Here is a 13402-nt window from a genome sequence, read left to right as displayed (position 1 = left end):
AGCACCTGGGTAACTCGCCGGGCACGGGCTAACCTGACCAGATGAGCGACCTTCGACCAACGTCACCCAGCCCCGCCCTTCGGTCCGGCTCGAAGACCAGGAGCGGCGCAAAGGCGCACTCCTGGTTGAGTGGACTGCTGTTCTTCATGGGCGCCCTGCACTTCGTCGCGCCGAAGCCGTTCGACAAGATCGTGCCGCCGCAGCTGCCCGGCGACCCGCGGACCTACACGTATGCGTCCGGGGTCGCCGAGCTGGGCGTGGCGACCGCGCTGGCCGTGCCGCGCACCCGGCGGCTCGGTGGTTGGCTGGCGGTGGCGCTGTTCATCGGCGTCTTCCCGGCCAATGTGCAGATGACGGTGGACGTGGTCGGTAATCCGAAGGCGCCCAAGGTGTTCAAGGCAGGCGTGCTGGCGCGGCTGCCGTTGCAGATCCCGATGATCGTGGCCGCGCTGCGGGTCGCGCGTCGCTGATCACACCCACTGGACGAGCTGGATGACGATCCCGTTGGGGTCGGTCATCTGGAAGTAGCGCTCGCCCCATTCCTCGGTTTCGATAGGGGTCTCGATCGGGACGCCCTCGGCCCGCAATCGGTCGTATTCGCGGTCGATGTCGTCGACGACGAACACGACAAGCAGTCCCTCGCCCGCGTTCCCGGCGATGCGGGCGGGCTTGAACGAGCCGAGCCCGGTGCGCAGGTAGATCACGTCCATGCCCGCGTCTGCCCGTGCCACGTTCACGAACCCCTCGGCGGCCATCTTCTCGGTGAAGCCGAGGTGGTCGATCAGGAACTGGGCGGAGGCCTGCGGATCGGCGACGTTGAGCGAGAGGGCGGAAGCGGTGATCTGCAAGGGGGTCTCCTCGGTGTCGATGAACTCCGTACGTCGTACGCCTTTACTGTGGGAGGTTCTGCGGGCGCTCGCTATATGACCTCGGTCACACCGTCAGAACTTGTCTCGCTCGATCCGCAGGGTCGTGATGGTCGAGGCAAGACCTTCGTACTGGTTGATCAGCAGCACGATCTCGATCAGTACCCGCTCGTCGTAGTGCTCGGCCAGGGCGGCCCACGTCGCGTCGTCCACGTCCCGGCTGGTCACCAGCTGATCGACGACGCTCAACAGGGCCCGCTGACGAGGCGTCCAGCCTTCCGCCTCGGGGCCCGCGGCCACCCGCTCGATCTCCACGGCGGACAGCCCCGCCTTGCGTCCGAGCCGACGATGATGATCGGCCTCGTAGTCGCACTCGCGCAGCTGTGCGACGCGCAGGATCACCAATTCGGCCTCCGCACGCGGCAACCTGCCACCCGGCATGAGCTTGCCGGAGAAATGCAGCCAGCCGCGAAAAAGTCCGCCCGTGCGACCGAGGGTGCTGAAAAGGTGCGCGTCTTCGGTGCCCGACGCGCGGGAAAGTACTTGCCAGACAACCCAGTTGATCGGTCCGAGTTCACCGAACCGGCCCGGCGAAACGCGTGGTAGGGGCGCTGAATCCATCTCTTGTCCACCTTTCTTCTCGAACATCGTCGGCCCGGAACGGAGCGTACTCGCCGGTATCGACTCCAGGGGGCAGTCGTATATTCGCGCCGGTTTTCTTTGGTTTCCAGTGGTTTTCGGAACAGTTGCGCGTCATGATCGGTGGGTACCGCAGCGCGCAGCGGCGGTGCGAAGTCGCAAGCCTGGTAGGGGAAAATCGCACATGCTGGTTCGGATCAGACCGGGTGCCGAGCTCACCGGCGCCGAGCGCGAGCTCGTGGAATGCCTGCGCGCCTATCCGAGTACGGGGCTCGCGCTCCTCGATTGCCGGGTGGGTGACCGGCGACTCGGCGCGGTGATCGTGACGCCACGCGGGATCACGGTGCTCGAGGTCAAGGGTTTCCGGCGGCGCCAGAGCGGGCTGCTCAGCGCCGGCGCCGACGGCACGTGGATGATCAGCGACAGTGCGCTAGATTTAGACGCCGAGCCGTCGAACGGTCTCACCGACCGGGTCGAGCACGGGGTGCACGCGGTGCGCGTGGCGCTCGAGCAGGCGCTGCAGGACAGCAAGCACGTGTCGGGCGCGGTGGTGCTCGTGCCGTATCGGGGCGTGGTCGTCCGGCCTGCCCGCACCGCGCTGCGGCCTGGACTTGATGTGCTGGTCGCGAACACCGTTGATGCGCATGAGCTGCGGGTATACCTCGAGGGGTTCTCGGCGGGGCCGCCCGAATGGACGATCGATCGGGTGCTCAACACGTGCGCGACCCTCGGTGGGGTCGAGGTGCCCTCGCGTGCTGAGCTGGCCGAAGAGGGTTTCGCCGACAGGCGATCCGCGCAGGCGCCGGTGGTGGCGCCGGTGCGCAGATTCAGCGAGCCCGCCCCGCCCCCTGACCCGTCGCGCCGCGGAAAGCTCGTCGGTATCGGACTGTTCGTCGGCGCGCTGCTCGGCATCCTCGTTCTCTTCGTGGTGGTCGGCGTGGCGCTGGTGCAGGACTCGCCGAATTCGCGCCCGATGTCGGACACGACGCAGACCTCGACGACCCGTGCGCCCACGTCGGTGACTCCGCGCAAGACCGAGTGCTGGCCGTTCCAGCCGGACTGTTGATCAATCCCGCACGACGCGTCCGAGTTTGGTGAAGGCGATCGCCTGCTCCGCACGTACTCGAACGTGGGCGCGCGAGGTTTCGATGTGGGTGGTGAGAGTGCGCAGGGCTTGTTCGTCGTCACCGGCCAGTACCTGTTCGGCGATGCTGATGTGATCGGCCGTCATGGCCGCGACCCGTTCGGCGGTGGGCACGTCCATGGTGCGCACCGGGCGAACCCGCAGGTAGACGGCGGTCAGTGCCTCCGCGAGAGCGGAATTGCCCGCCGCCCTCAGTAGTTCGGTGTGGAACTGCTCGTCGGCGGCGACCAGGTCGAGGCCGGGTTCCGGTGGGGTGTCGCGGAATTCGAGCCAGCGGGCCAGCTCGGCGCGCACGGTGGGCAGGTCGTGTTCGGCCGGGATGCGCACCTGCACGGAACCACCGTTGGCGATGCGCTGAAAACCGCGTGCTTCCAGCACAATTCGTAGCTCGTAGAGTTCGTCCAGTTCGTGCAGGCGTGGGCGGTAGAGATACAGGCCGTCGACATGGCGCTGGACCAGGCCATCGGCCTGCAGGCGCGCCAGCGCCTCGCGCACCGGAGTGCGCGAGACGCCGTAGCGCTCGGCCAGCCGTTCGGCACGTAGCCGTTCGGTCGGAGCCAGCTCTCCGGTGGCGAGGTCGCGCCGGAGTTCGTCGTAGACGCGCTCGGCCAGCGGAACCCGCCCTCTGCCGCCGGCGGGACCCCCGGACTCGCCCGAGCGCCCGCCGGTAGCGCGACGTGCACCATCGCCCGAGCCCCCGGTCGCCATGTGCGTGTCTGCGATCAGATCGCCATCGCCGCGCGGACCGCGGCTTCCGCGCCCGCACCGCCTGCCCCGGTCGAGCCGAGATGCCCCGAGTGCACCACGTAGTACTGCTGCGCGGCCTGCAGCGCGAAGCCGATGTGCTGTTCCACCAGCAGCACACTCAAACCGCCACGCTGCGTCAATTCGATGATGGTGCGCTCGATCTCGGCGACCACCGATGGCTGGATGCCCTCGGTCGGTTCGTCGAGGATGAGTAGCTTCGGCTCCGTGATCAGCGCCCGCGCGATGGCGAGTTGCTGACGTTGACCGCCCGAGAGCAGACCGGCCTTGCGGGTGAGCAGGTCCTTCAAGGCGGGGAACAGATCGAGCGACTCGTCGATCAGCGCCTTGCCGCGTTTACGTCCATCGGCAACCACCTGCAGATTCTCCGCGGTGGTCAGCTGCCCGAAGCTCTGCTGACCCTGCGGCACGTAGCCGATGCCGCGCTTGACCCGTTGCGAGGGTGAGAGTTTGGTGATCTTCTCGCCGTTGAAGGTGATGGTGCCCGACTTGGTGGGCAGCAGGCCGACGGCGGTGCGCAGCAGGGTGGTCTTGCCCGCGCCGTTGTGGCCCATGATGGCGACCACGCTGTCGTCGGGCACGGTGAGGCTCACGCCGTGGATCACCTCGGTGCGCCCGTACCCGGAACGGATGTCGTGTAGTTCAAGCATCGGCCGACTCTCCTTGTGTCGCGGGGCTTGTCGCAGCGAGATTCGCGGTGCCGAGATAGACCTCCTGCACCTTCGGATCGGCCTGCACCTGTTCGACGCTGCCCTCGCTGAGCACCTTGCCGCCCGCGAGCACGGTGACCGAGGTGGCGAAGGAGCGCATGAAGTCCATGTCGTGCTCGACGACGATGACCACGCGGTCACTACCGATGCGGCGCAACAGGTTTCCGGTCTCCTCGCGTTCCTCGGCGCTCATGCCCGCGACGGGCTCGTCGAGCAGCAGCACCGACGCGTTCTGCACCAGCAGCATGCCGATCTCGAGCCACTGCTTCTGCCCGTGCGCGAGTACCCCGGCGGGTTTGTCGCGCAGTGCGGTGAGACCCGTTGTCGCTAAGGCCTCTTCGATACTCGGCAGCACGGATTTGCGACTGCGTAGCAGTGACCAGGGCGAACGATCGGCGCCCGCGGCGATATCCAGGTTCTGCAACACCGTGAGCTGTTCGAACACACTGGCCGTCTGGAAGGTGCGCCCGATGCCGAGACGGGCGATCTGGTGCACCTTCTTGCCGAGCAGTTCGGTGCCCGACTTCTGCGCCGAACCGGTGGCGGGCACCAGGCCGGTGATGGCGTCGATCAGCGTGGTCTTACCCGCGCCGTTCGGGCCGATCAGGAACCGCAGGTCACCCTGCAGCACCGTGAGATCGACGTCGGTCACCGCCTTGAAACCGTCGAAACTCACCGAGAGACCACGGATTTCGAGGTAGTCGCTGTCCATGCCGGCGTTGCCGCCCGCTCGTGGTTCGTGTGTCATCGCGCTTGCACCTTCTCTTCGGTGACGACCGCTGGTTGCGCCGGTGCCGGTGGCTGCTTCTTGCGACTGTCGAGCCAGCCCTTCAGCATCGGCCACAGCCCGGCCAGGCCGGCGGGGATGAATCCGACGACCACGATGAAGAGCACGCCCTGCATGTAGGTCCAGCCCGACGGGAACGACTCCGACAGCGAGGTCTGTGCCCAGGCGACACCGATCGCGCCGAGGACCGGGCCGAGCAGGGTGGTGCGGCCACCGATCGCCACCCCGATGAGGAAGGCGATGGAGGGCACGACGCCGATATCGGCGGGGGAGATGATGCCGACGATCGGAGTGAACAGCGCGCCCGCGATACCGGCCAGGAACGCCGCGACGACATACGCGACGATCTTGATATTGGCCGGGTCGTAGCCGAGGAAGCGCACGCGCTCCTCCGCGTCACGCACCGCGACCAGCAGTTCGCCGTAGCGGCTTCGGTTGAGCTGGCGAATCAGCGCGACCACCACGAGCAGCGTGCCCGCGGCGATGAAGAACAGCATCTGCCGGTTGGCCGGGTCCGAGAGCCGGAATCCGAAGAAGGAACGGAAGTCCGACAGGCCGGTGAAGCCGCCGATGGCCTGCTGGCCGGTGAGCAGGATGGCCAGCGCCGCGGCCAGCGCCTGGCTCAGGATGGCGAAGTACGCACCGCGCACCCGGCGCTTGAACACGCCGTAGCCGAGCACGGCGGCGACCAGCGCGGGCAGTACCAGGATGCCGAGGATGGCGACCGGCGCGGAACTGAACGGCTGCCAGAAGGCGGGGAGTTCGCTGATGCCGGAGATCTCCATGAACTCCGGGACGTCGTTGCCCATGCGGGCGGCGTCGGCGAGTTGCATGTGCATGGCCATGACGTAGGCGCCGATGCCGAAGAACACGCCCTGGCCGAGGGTGAGCATTCCGCCACGACCCCACGCCAATCCGATGCCCGCGGCCACGATGGCGAAGCAGAGGAACTTTGCGAGCAGGTTCAAGCGGAAGTCGCTCAAAACCGCCGGGGCGACCGCGAACAGCAGGATCGCCGCGAGAGCGAAACCGGCCAGAGGTGTGAGTCGCGGGTATGTGCGGAGACGTTCGGTGAGTGCGGTCATGCCAGGCTCCTCGTCCGCACGGTGAACAGGCCCTGCGGGCGGACCTGCAGGAAGATGACGATCAGCACGAACACGATCACCTTCGCGATGGACGCGGTGGTGGAGTATTCGATGAACGAGTTGAGCAGGCCGAGCGCGAACGCCGCGATCACCGTGCCCTTGATCTGGCCGAGGCCACCGATCACGACCACCAGGAACGCGTCGATCAGATAGCTCTGGCCGATGGTCGGGCTGGTCGATCCGATCAGGGTGAGCGCCACACCGGCGACACCGGCGAGGCCGGAGCCGATGAAGAACGTGCTGATATCGGTGAAACGGCTGGAGATGCCGCTGGTTTCGGCGAGTCCGCGGTTCTGGACGACGGCGCGAATCCGTCGGCCCATCGGCGTGGTCTTGAGCACGGCGGCCAGGGTGGTCACCGCGACGATCGCCAGCACGAGGATGAAGATGCGGGTCTTCGGCACGACCGCGCCCGCGATAGTGATTCCGCCACTGAGCCATTCGGGCACCAGCACGTTCTTGGCCGGTGCGCCGAAGATGTCACGCGCGGCCTGCTGCAGCACGAGCCCGACACCGAAGGTGACGAGCAGCGTGTCAAGTGGCCGGTCGTACATGTAGCGGATCAGCCCCATTTCCAGGGCGGCACCGAGCAGACCGCCGATGAGGAAGCCCATCAGCAGCGACACGACCAGCGAGACACCGGCCGACGAAAAGACTTGCTGCACTACATAAGTGGTGTAGCAACCGGCCATGATGAATTCGCCGTGCGCCATATTGATGACGCCCATCTGACCGAAGGTCAGGGACAGACCGAGCGCGGCGAGCAGAAGAATGGATCCCAGACTCAACCCTGTGAAGAGCTGACTGATCAGCACGTCCATTGCAGTGGACTCCTTGGAACTGGGGCGGTGTGGGACGCGCTAGCCGCGCGTCCCACACCTGTCGGGCTGTTTACTTGAGGCCCTTGGCCCACTCGTAGGACTTCAGGTACGGGTCCGGGGTGATGGCCTTGCCGGAATCCCAGACGGTGTAGATCAGGCCGTCGGGGCGGATCTCACCGATGCGGGCGGTCTTGGTGATGTGGTGGTTGGAGCCGTCGATGGTGACGGTGCCCTCCGGGGCGTCGAAACTCACGCCGTCGGCCGCGGCCTGGATGTCGGCCACCGCGAACGACTTCGCCTTCTCGACGGTGTTCTTCCACAGGTAGACCGAGGCGTAGGCGGCTTCCATCGGGTCCGAGGTGGGCTTGTCGGCGCCGAAGGCGGCCTTGTAGTCGGCGACGAACTTCTTGTTCGCCGGGGAGTCGACGGTCTGGTAGTAGTTCCATGCGGTCAGCTGGCCCGCGATGTTCTGCGCGCCGATGCCGGCGACCTCTTCCTCGGCGATCGACACCGAGACCACCGGCATCTCAGTGGCTTTCAGGCCCGCGTTGGTGTACTCGCGGAAGAAGGCGACATTGGAGTCACCGTTGAGGGTGTTGAACACCGCGCCCGCCTTGGCGGCACGCACCTTGTTGATGATGGTGGAGAAGTCGGTGGAGCCGAGCGGGGTGTAGTCCTCGCCCTTGATCTCGATGCCGTTGGCCGCCGCGTAGGCCTTGATCTCGCGATTGGCGGTCTGCGGGAAGACGTAGTCGGAGCCGACCAGGTAGAGGGACTTGATGCCCTTCTGCTTCAGGTAGTCCAGCGCGGGGACGATCTGCTGGTTGGTGGTGGCGCCGGTGTAGAAGATGTTCTTGGAATCTTCCAGGCCTTCGTACTGCACCGGGTAGTAGAGCAGCGAGTTCAGGCTCTCGAACTTGGGCTTCATGGCCTTACGGCTCGACGAGGTCCAGCCGCCGAAAACCGCTGCGACACAGTCGGAGCTGATCAGTTTCTCCGCCTTCTCGGCGAAGGTCTTCGGGTCCGACGCACCGTCTTCGAGCACGATCTCGATCTTCTTGCCGTTGACCCCGCCCGCGGCGTTGATCTGGTCGATCGCCAGCTTGGTCGAATTGGCCACGGTCACTTCGGAAATGGCCATGGTGCCCGACAGCGAGTGCAGCGACCCCACCTTGATGGTGTCTTTGCTGGTGTCGACGCAGGAGGCGGCGGTCGAGCCGGTCGACGCGTCGTCGCGCGCACCACAGCCGGTGAGCAGCAGGCCGGCGACGGCCACCGCGGCAGGCACGACAAGTGCCTTGACCAAACGGGATTCAGACATGGGCGGGTCTCCTCATCAGGTGTAACGGCGGCGCCACACGCGCCACAACGAACACCGCCGCTGCCTGGGTGTACACCGAGTTGTATACAGCGGCTGTATTCGTGATTCGAGACAGTAGATGGAACTTGTTGCCCCGGAATGTCGCCCGGTCACGTGCCCGTTTCGTCTGTTTCGTCCATGTGAATTGTTCGCCGTGGGACCGCCGTACCTACGGTTGCGTAGGGGCGCGGCGGTGCGGCACGCTCGATTCGTACGACGTCGAGCAGCCGAGTCACGCGGCAATCGGGCCGTGTGCGCCTCAGTCGAGGAGGGCCCCATGGGGCACTACAAGGCGAACGTGCGTGACATCGAATTCAATCTGTTCGAGGTGCTGAACCTCGACAAGCTTCTGGATACCGGCGCCTACGGCGACCTGGACTCCGATACGGTGCGCCAGCTCCTCGACGAGGTGAAACACCTGGCCGAGGGGCCGATCGCGGACTCGTTCGCCGAGGCCGACCGGCACCCCGTGGTCTTCCACCCCGATACCCATGACCTCACCGTGCCCGATCCGCTGCGCAAGACGGTGAATCTGGTCCGCGAGGCGGGCTGGTACCGCCTCGGCATGCCGGCGGGCATGGACGGCACCGCCGCCCCGAACGTGGTGATGTGGGCGATCAACGAGCTCATCATCTGTGCCAATCCGGCGGCCAGCTTCTTCAACATGGGCCCGGTGATGGGCTCGGTGCTCTACGAGGTCGGCAACGAAGATCAGAAGCGCTGGGCGCAGGGCGGTGTCGAACGCGGGTGGCAGGCCACCATGGTGCTCACCGAGCCAGACGCCGGATCCGATGTCGGCGCGGGCCGCACCAGGGCCGTGCCGCAGCCCGACGGTTCGTGGCACATCGAGGGGGTGAAACGGTTCATTTCCGGCGGTGACGTGGGTGACATGGCGGAGAACATCTTCCACCTGGTCCTCGCCCGGCCGGAGGGCGCAGGCCCCGGCACCAAGGGGCTGTCGCTGTTCTACGTGCCGAAGTTCCTCTTCGATCCCGAGACGCTGGAACTGGGCGACCGCAACGGTGTGTACGTGACCGGGGTCGAGCACAAGATGGGGATCAAGTCGTCGCCGACCTGCGAGATGACCTTCGGTGGCAGCGCGGTGCCTGCCAAGGGCTGGCTGGTCGGCGATGTGCACAACGGCATCGCCCAGATGTTCGAGGTGATCGAGAACGCGCGGATGACGGTGGGTGTGAAGTCGTCAGGGACGTTGTCGACCGGGTACCTGAACGCGCTGGAGTTCGCCAAGACGCGGGTGCAGGGCGCGGATCTGACGCAGGTCGCCGACAAGGCGGCGCCGCGCGTCACCATCACCCATCACCCCGATGTGCGCCGGTCGCTTGCCATGCAGAAGGCCTATGCGGAGGGGTTGCGAGCGGTGTATCTGTATACCGCCGCGCACCAGAACGCGGACATGGCGCAGCTGGTCTCCGCTGCCGATCCCGAGACCGCGCACCGCGTGAACGACCTGCTGCTGCCGATCGTCAAGGGCGTCGGATCCGAGCGTGCGTACCAGCTGCTCACCGAGTCTCTGCAAACTCTCGGTGGCTCGGGCTATCTGCAGGACTATCCGATCGAGCAGTACATCCGCGACGCCAAGATCGACTCGCTCTACGAGGGCACCACGGCGATCCAGGCCCAGGACTTCTTCTTCCGCAAGATCATGCGCGATCGTGGCGTCGCCCTGGCCCACGTGAACGCTCAGCTCAGCGGCTACCTCGACGATGACACCGGCCGTTTCGCCACCGAGCGTGCCCTGCTGCGCACCGCCCAGGCCGACATCGGCGCCATGGCAGCCACCCTCACCGGCTACGCCATGGCGGGCAGGACCGCGCCCACCGAGCTCTACAAGGTCGGCCTCGGTTCTGTTCGCTTCCTGATGTCGGTCGGCGACCTGCTCATCGCCTGGCGCCTGCTGGTCCAGGCCGATATCGCCGCCGCCGCGCTGGCCGCCGACGCCGCACCGCGGGACCGCCCCTTCTACCAGGGCAAAATCGCCGCGGCGAGCTTCTTCGCCAAGAATGTGCTTCCCGAACTCACCGCTACCAGGAACATCCTCGCCACCATCGACAACGACATCATGACCGTCCCGGAGGAAGCCTTCTGAGTGGGGCGAAACTACTTGATCAGGTAGGGCGAGACCGAGCTGCGGTGTTCGCTGATGTCGAGGGCTTTGCCCAGGGGTGGGAAGGCGCGTTGGGGGCAGTTGGAGCGCACGCAGACTCGGCAACCCGCGCCGATGGGGGTGGCGGTGGCTTCGCCGAGGTCGATGCCGTCGGCGTAGACGACCCGGCTCGCGTGACGTAGTTCGCAGCCGAGGCCGATGGCGAAGGTCTTGCCGGGTTGGCCGTAGCGGGTGGCACGGCGTTCGACGGTGCGCGCGATCCAGAGGTATTTGCGGCCGTCGGGCATCTGGGCGATCTGGGTCATGATCTTGCCGGGGTAGGCGAAGGTCTCGTAGACGTTCCACAGTGGGCAGGTGCCGCCGCTGGCGGAGAAGTGGAAACCCGTGGCGGACTGGCGTTTCGACATATTGCCCGCGCGGTCGACGCGCACGAAGGAGAAGGGGACGCCGCGCAGGGTGGGCCGCTGCAGGGTCGAGAGGCGGTGGCAGATGGTTTCGAAACTCTGCGAGAAGAAGGCCGACAGGCGCTCGATGTCGTAGCGAAAATTCTCGGCTACGTCGTGAAAGTGTGTGTAGGGCAGGACCATCGCGGCCGCGAAATAGTTCGCCAATCCCAGCATCGCGAGTTTGTGCGAGGAGTCGGAGGCGAAATTGCCTTCGTCGACCAGCTTTTCGAGCAGCGGACCACATTCGAGGTAGGCGAGTTCGGCGGCGAGTTTGAAGGTGCGCTGTCCGCCGGACAGATGTGGGGAGATCTCGAGCTGTTTGGTGTCGGGGTCGTAGTGGTGCAGCACGCCTTCGCCGAGGTCGATGCGTTCGCTGATCCGCACGCCGTGCGCGCGCAGCAGGCGCACGATCTCGGTGCTCACCTCGCCACCGTGGAACCGGATGCGCGCGGTGAGATCCTCTGCGGCGGTATCCAATTCGTGGATGTAGTTCTGCCGCTGATAGAAGTAGTCGCGCACTTCCTCGTGCGGCTTGCTGATCGCGGCGCTGCCGGAACCGTCGGCGAACCGGTCCTCGGTGGCCGCGGCCAGTTGGGCGCTGGTGTTGCGGTAGCGGTTGTGCATGGCCACCAGGGCGCGCGCCATCGACGGATGCGCGGACACCATGTCGGCGATCTGCTGGGTGTCGGCCTCGATCCCGAGCTCGGCATCCATCACCACCTCGGACAACTCGGCGATGAGCCGGGTGTCGTCCTGGGCGGAGAAGAAGGTGGGGTCGACCCCGAAGACCTCGTTGATCCGCGTCAGCACCGGCACGGTGAGCGGTCGCACGTCGTGCTCGATCTGGTTCAGATAACTCGCCGAGATCTCCAGTTTCTGCGCGAGCGCCACTTGGCTGAGCCCACGCTCGGTACGCAGCTGGCGCAGCCGCGCTCCGACATAGGTCTTGGCCATATGTCCAGTTTAGGGGCGATTTCGCAGGCTTGCCAATGGATTCTTAACAGCGGGCTGGAGCTCTGTGTCACACCCTCGCGATACTGTCGTGAGGTGCTGTTCAGCGATGTCGTCACGGCCTCGGAGACCGTGCGAGCGACCCGGTCGCGCAAGGCGAAGATTGCCGCGTTGGCCGGGCTCTTCGGTGCCGCGGGGGCGGACGAGATCGGCATCGTGGTGGCGTGGTTGTCCGGGGAGCTGGTGCAGGGCCGGATCGGGGCAGGGTGGCGCACGGTGGCGGGGCTCGACACCCCGCCGAGCGGCGAAGCGCGGCTCACGGTCGCCACGGTGGACGACGTCTTCACGCAGCTCACCGGACTGAGCGGCAAGGGATCGACCACCGGGCGTCGCGAACTGCTGACCGCGCTGTTCACCGCCGCGACCGCGGCAGAACAGTCCTTCCTGGTCCGCCTGCTCACCGGCGAACTCCGTCAGGGTGCGCTCACCGCGATCGTCGTCGAGGCCCTCGCCCAGTCCACCGGCATCCCCGTCGACGTGGTGCGCCGGGCCCATATGCTCTCGGGCCAACTGCCCGTCACCGCGATCGCCGCGCTCGCCGGGGGCGAAGCGGCACTGTCGGCATTTCGCCTCGAAGTAGGACGTCCGGTGGCGCCGATGCTCGCCTCACCCGGCGGCTCGTTGGACGAGGCACTGGCCGAACTGGGCTCCGACATCAGCGTCGAACACAAACTCGACGGTGCCCGCATCCAAGTTCACCGCGACGGCGACCAGGTGTGGGTCTTCACCAGAACCCTGCGTGACATCACCGCCGGCGTCCCCGAGCTCGTCGACCTCGTCAGATCCCTCGATTGCACCACCGTTGTCCTGGACGGCGAAACCCTCGCACTCACCGACGCGGGCCGCCCACGCCCGTTCCAGGAGACGATGAGTCGCTTCGCCACTATCGGCGACCCGCGCCAACTGCACCCGTACTTCTTCGACTGCCTGCATCTGGACGGCACCGACCTCATCGACGAACCACTGCGGGTCCGCCGCACGGCACTGGAACAGGTCGCGGGTGAACACAGCATCCCCGCGCTCATCGCGCCTACTCCCGAGGCCGCCGCCGACTGCTACGACGACGCGCTGGCCGTCGGCAACGAGGGCGTGATGGTCAAGGCGCTCGACGCCACGTACGCCGCGGGCAGACGTGGAAAAGCCTGGCAGAAGATCAAACCCGCCCACACCCTCGATCTCCTGGTGATCGGCGCCGAATGGGGTTATGGCCGCCGCACCGGTTTCCTGTCGAATCTGCATCTGGCGGCCCGTGATCCGGAGACCGGCGAGCCGGTGATGGTCGGCAAGACCTTCAAAGGCCTCACCGACGAACTGCTCCGTTGGCAGACCGAGGAATTCCCGCGCCACGAAACCGGTCGCGACGGCCAGGCCGTGTACCTGCGCCCGGAACTGGTCGTCGAGATCGCGCTCGACGGCGTGCAGACCAGCACCCGATATCCCGGTGGCGTGGCGTTGCGGTTCGCCAGAGTGGTCCGCTATCGGCCGGACAAGGAACCCGCGCAGGCCGACACGATCGACGCGGTGCGCGCACTCGGCGGAGGTCACTCCGGGTAATCACGACTTACCCGCAACAGTTCGGCAAT

13 protein-coding genes are annotated in these 13402 nt (G+C 66.3%); 4 read left to right on the top strand and 9 right to left on the bottom strand.

What is annotated here, in order from left to right:
• Nucleotides 1–41 precede the first annotated feature (41 nt).
• Complete coding sequence (locus ACLJPD_RS07515; RefSeq protein ID WP_410871035.1) at nucleotides 42–470, top strand: hypothetical protein; 429 nt, start codon at nucleotides 42–44, stop codon at nucleotides 468–470.
• Here the strand turns inward: ACLJPD_RS07515 and ACLJPD_RS07510 are convergent, their stop codons facing one another.
• Entirely contained in the window at nucleotides 471–848 is a 378-nt protein-coding gene (locus ACLJPD_RS07510) for a VOC family protein (protein ID WP_410871033.1), read from the bottom strand.
• 93 nt (nucleotides 849–941) lie between these two features.
• Nucleotides 942–1487, bottom strand: coding sequence for a carboxymuconolactone decarboxylase family protein (locus ACLJPD_RS07505; RefSeq protein WP_410871031.1), 546 nt, complete (start codon nucleotides 1485–1487; stop codon nucleotides 942–944).
• A 202-nt stretch (nucleotides 1488–1689) separates the two neighbouring features.
• Here ACLJPD_RS07505 and ACLJPD_RS07500 point away from each other — a divergent pair, with 202 nt between their 5' ends.
• Nucleotides 1690–2571: an NERD domain-containing protein gene (locus ACLJPD_RS07500; protein WP_410871030.1), complete on the top strand. Its 882-nt coding sequence runs from the start codon at nucleotides 1690–1692 to the stop codon at nucleotides 2569–2571.
• Here ACLJPD_RS07500 and ACLJPD_RS07495 read toward each other — a convergent pair whose 3' ends face one another.
• The 6 genes from ACLJPD_RS07495 to urtA all read right to left on the bottom strand — a co-directional run bounded on the left by ACLJPD_RS07495 (nucleotide 2572) and on the right by urtA (nucleotide 8198).
• The gene (locus tag ACLJPD_RS07495) at nucleotides 2572–3357 is read right to left on the bottom strand and encodes a GntR family transcriptional regulator (RefSeq protein ID WP_410871028.1); all 786 of its coding nucleotides are present in this window, start codon (nucleotides 3355–3357) and stop codon (nucleotides 2572–2574) included.
• Nucleotides 3358–3371: 14 nt separating this feature from the next.
• Nucleotides 3372–4064 (bottom strand): urea ABC transporter ATP-binding subunit UrtE, encoded by a 693-nt coding sequence (urtE, locus tag ACLJPD_RS07490; protein WP_410871026.1) that lies wholly within the window; start codon nucleotides 4062–4064, stop codon nucleotides 3372–3374.
• Complete coding sequence (gene urtD, locus ACLJPD_RS07485; protein ID WP_410871025.1) at nucleotides 4057–4872, bottom strand: urea ABC transporter ATP-binding protein UrtD; 816 nt, start codon at nucleotides 4870–4872, stop codon at nucleotides 4057–4059. The genes urtE and urtD overlap by 8 nt, the downstream gene beginning before the upstream one ends.
• Nucleotides 4869–5996, bottom strand: coding sequence for an urea ABC transporter permease subunit UrtC (gene urtC / locus ACLJPD_RS07480; RefSeq protein WP_410871024.1), 1128 nt, complete (start codon nucleotides 5994–5996; stop codon nucleotides 4869–4871). Before urtC ends, urtD begins: the two co-directional genes overlap by 4 nt.
• The gene (gene urtB, locus ACLJPD_RS07475) at nucleotides 5993–6877 is read right to left on the bottom strand and encodes an urea ABC transporter permease subunit UrtB (RefSeq protein WP_266293973.1); all 885 of its coding nucleotides are present in this window, start codon (nucleotides 6875–6877) and stop codon (nucleotides 5993–5995) included. The genes urtC and urtB overlap by 4 nt, the downstream gene beginning before the upstream one ends.
• Before the next feature lie 70 nt (nucleotides 6878–6947).
• Nucleotides 6948–8198 (bottom strand): urea ABC transporter substrate-binding protein, encoded by a 1251-nt coding sequence (gene urtA / locus ACLJPD_RS07470; protein ID WP_410871023.1) that lies wholly within the window; start codon nucleotides 8196–8198, stop codon nucleotides 6948–6950.
• A gap of 316 nt (nucleotides 8199–8514) precedes the next feature.
• Between urtA and ACLJPD_RS07465 the strand changes: the two genes are divergently transcribed.
• A complete protein-coding gene (locus ACLJPD_RS07465) occupies nucleotides 8515–10344 on the top strand; it encodes an acyl-CoA dehydrogenase (protein ID WP_410871022.1) in 1830 nt (609 codons plus the stop codon).
• 11 nt (nucleotides 10345–10355) lie between these two features.
• On the opposite strand, the gene ramB is transcribed toward ACLJPD_RS07465, so the two are convergent.
• Entirely contained in the window at nucleotides 10356–11762 is a 1407-nt protein-coding gene (gene ramB / locus ACLJPD_RS07460) for an acetate metabolism transcriptional regulator RamB (RefSeq protein WP_410871020.1), read from the bottom strand.
• 93 nt (nucleotides 11763–11855) lie between these two features.
• Here ramB and ACLJPD_RS07455 point away from each other — a divergent pair, with 93 nt between their 5' ends.
• Nucleotides 11856–13373 carry an ATP-dependent DNA ligase gene (locus ACLJPD_RS07455; protein WP_410871018.1) on the top strand — a complete coding sequence of 506 codons (1518 nt, stop codon included), beginning with the start codon at nucleotides 11856–11858 and terminating at the stop codon, nucleotides 13371–13373.
• Nucleotides 13374–13402 lie beyond the last annotated feature (29 nt).

Origin of the sequence: Nocardia sp. A7 (genome assembly GCF_046549215.1) — a bacterium.
Classification (GTDB): Bacteria; Actinomycetota; Actinomycetes; order Mycobacteriales; family Mycobacteriaceae; genus Nocardia.
This window is presented reverse-complemented; position numbering and strand designations above follow the sequence as displayed.

Excerpts from the sequence above, each read along its gene's own strand:
- urtA (WP_410871023.1), bottom strand. The coding sequence starts at position 8,198 with ATGTCTGAATCCCGTTTGGTCAAGGCACTTGTCGTGCCTGCCGCGGTG.
- urtC (WP_410871024.1), bottom strand. The coding sequence starts at position 5,996 with ATGACCGCACTCACCGAACGTCTCCGCACATACCCGCGACTCACACCT.
- ramB (WP_410871020.1), bottom strand. The coding sequence starts at position 11,762 with ATGGCCAAGACCTATGTCGGAGCGCGGCTGCGCCAGCTGCGTACCGAG.
- ACLJPD_RS07505 (WP_410871031.1), bottom strand. The coding sequence starts at position 1,487 with ATGGATTCAGCGCCCCTACCACGCGTTTCGCCGGGCCGGTTCGGTGAA.
- ACLJPD_RS07515 (WP_410871035.1), top strand. The coding sequence starts at position 42 with ATGAGCGACCTTCGACCAACGTCACCCAGCCCCGCCCTTCGGTCCGGC.
- ACLJPD_RS07465 (WP_410871022.1), top strand. The coding sequence starts at position 8,515 with ATGGGGCACTACAAGGCGAACGTGCGTGACATCGAATTCAATCTGTTC.
- urtE (WP_410871026.1), bottom strand. The coding sequence starts at position 4,064 with ATGCTTGAACTACACGACATCCGTTCCGGGTACGGGCGCACCGAGGTG.
- ACLJPD_RS07495 (WP_410871028.1), bottom strand. The coding sequence starts at position 3,357 with ATGGCGACCGGGGGCTCGGGCGATGGTGCACGTCGCGCTACCGGCGGG.
- urtB (WP_266293973.1), bottom strand. The coding sequence starts at position 6,877 with ATGGACGTGCTGATCAGTCAGCTCTTCACAGGGTTGAGTCTGGGATCC.
- urtD (WP_410871025.1), bottom strand. The coding sequence starts at position 4,872 with ATGACACACGAACCACGAGCGGGCGGCAACGCCGGCATGGACAGCGAC.
- ACLJPD_RS07500 (WP_410871030.1), top strand. The coding sequence starts at position 1,690 with ATGCTGGTTCGGATCAGACCGGGTGCCGAGCTCACCGGCGCCGAGCGC.